The organism is Bordetella petrii, from assembly GCF_020991325.1.
Taxonomy (GTDB): domain Bacteria; phylum Pseudomonadota; class Gammaproteobacteria; order Burkholderiales; family Burkholderiaceae_B; genus Bordetella_A; species Bordetella_A petrii_E.
The window spans coordinates 1-2,144 of sequence record NZ_JAJMLX010000449.1; the positions used below are offsets into that span (position 1 = coordinate 1).

Annotated in this window: 2 protein-coding genes; both read right to left on the minus strand. The window is 65.9% G+C overall.

Annotated elements, in window-relative coordinates:
* A partial coding sequence (locus LPZ50_RS24370) for a TRAP transporter large permease (protein ID WP_230665420.1) occupies positions 1-1,518 on the minus strand: 1,518 nt, incomplete at its 3' end.
* Positions 1,519-1,520: 2 nt separating this feature from the next.
* Positions 1,521-2,144 (minus strand): TRAP transporter small permease subunit (locus LPZ50_RS24375; protein ID WP_230665421.1); only part of this gene is annotated, 624 nt, incomplete at its 5' end.

Consider the following 2,144-nt stretch of genomic DNA (forward strand, 5'->3'; position numbering starts at 1 on the left):
GGCCACCATGATCAGCTGGATCACGATGAACGGCACCGAGCCCCAGTAGATCTGGCCGGTGGTCACCGGCTCGACCCGCTGGCCGGTGACCTTGTCGCGGTAAGCGTCCTTGGGCGCGACCGAGCGCAGGTAGAACAGCGCGAAGCCGAACGGCGGGTGCATGAACGAGGTCTGCATGTTCACCGCCAGCAGTACCCCGAACCAGATCAGGTCGATGCCCATCTTGTCGGCCACCGGCCCCAATAGCGGCACGATGATGAACGCCAGCTCGAAGAAGTCCAGGAAGAACGCCAGCACGAAGGTCAGCACGCTGACCACGATCAGAAAGCCCCATTCCCCGCCCGGCACGCTGGTCAGCAGGTGCTCGACCCACAGGTCGCCGCTCACGCCCCGGAAGGTCAGCCCGAACACCGTCGAGCCCACCAGGATGAACACCACGAAGCACGACAGCTTGGTGGTCGTGTCCATGGCCTGGCGCATCAGGTCCAGCGTCAGCCGGCGCCGGATCAGCGCCATCACGATGGCCCCCACCGCCCCCATCGCCCCGCCCTCGGTCGGCGTGGCGATGCCGATGAAGATCGTGCCCAGCACCAGGAAGATCAGGAACAGCGGCGGGATCATCACGAAGGTGACCCGCTCGGCCAGCGCCGACAGCAGCCCCAGCTTGAACAGCTTGTTGGCCCCGGCGATCACGAACGCCGTCAGCCCCCACAGCAGCAGGCTGAGCACCACCTGCTCGTCGACCGGCGCGGTGTCGTGCTCGAGCCACTGGCCCATCAGGTAGGCCGAGGCCGCCGAGATCAGCATCAGCACCAGCAGCGAGCGCCCGCCGCGCGAGCCGTTGGGCTCGCGGAACGCGCGCGCCTCTTCGGGCAGCGCCGGCGCGGCCGACGGCTTGATCAGCGCCACCACCACCACGTACAGAATGTACGAACCGGCCAGCAGGAACCCCGGAATGATGGCCCCGCGATACATGTCGCCGATCGAGCGGCCCAGCTGGTCGGCCAGGATGATCAGCACCAGCGACGGCGGGATGATCTGCGACAGCGTGCCCGAGGCCGCGATCACCCCGGTGGCCAACCGCCTGTCATAGCCGTAGCGCAGCATGATGGGCAGCGAGATCAGCCCCATGGAGATCACCGAGGCCGACACCACCCCCGTGGTCGCCGCCAGCATCGCGCCCACCACCACCACCGCGATGGCCAGCCCGCCGCGCAACGGGCCGAACACCTGCCCGATGGTCTCGAGCAGGTCTTCGGCCATGCCCGAGCGCTCCAGCACCAGCCCCATCAGGGTAAAGAACGGCACGGCCAGCAGCGTGTCGTTGGCCACGATGCCGAACACCCGCTGCGGCAGCGCCTGGAACAGCGACGCGTTGAACAGCCCCAGCTCCATGCCCACCAGGCCGTACAGAATACCGTTGGCCGCCAGCGCGAAGGCCACCGGAAAGCCCAGCAGCAGGAACGCCACCAGCGTGGCGAACATGATGGGGGCCAGATTTGCGATTAAGAACTCCATGGTCAGCGGCCCTTGTCGTCTTGGTGTGGCTGGGCCGCGTCGCGCGCCTGCGCTTCACGGGCAATTTCCTCGGCCAGTTGCTCTTCGGCCGACTTGCCTTCGGCGCGCGCCAGCGGGTCCGGCGCCTGGCCGCACAAGTAACCCACGCACTTGATCAGCCGCGAGATACCCGCCAGCACCAGCAGCGCAAAGCCCACCGGAATCAGCAGCTTGACCGGCCAGCGCACCAGACCGCCCGAGTTCGACGACTGTTCGTTCGACACGAACGAGTCCATGAACATCGGCCACGACAGGTACATGATCAGGATGGCCATCGGCAGCAGGAAAAACAGCACCCCGAAGATCTCGATGTAGATCTGCGTGCGCTTGGACAGGCGCGACGACAGAATGTCGACGCGCACGTGTTCGTTCTTGAGCAGGGTGTAGCCCGCCGTCAGCAGGAACATGGCACCGAACATGTACCACTGCAGTTCCAGCCACGCGTTCGAGCTCGTCTCGAACACCTTGCGGACCACCGCGTTGCCGGCGCTGACCAGTACCACCAACAACGTGATCCACGTCACGGCCCGGCCAACCCGCAGATTCAGCGCGTCTATGCCGCGCGATAAGGCGAGTAATGCTTTCAT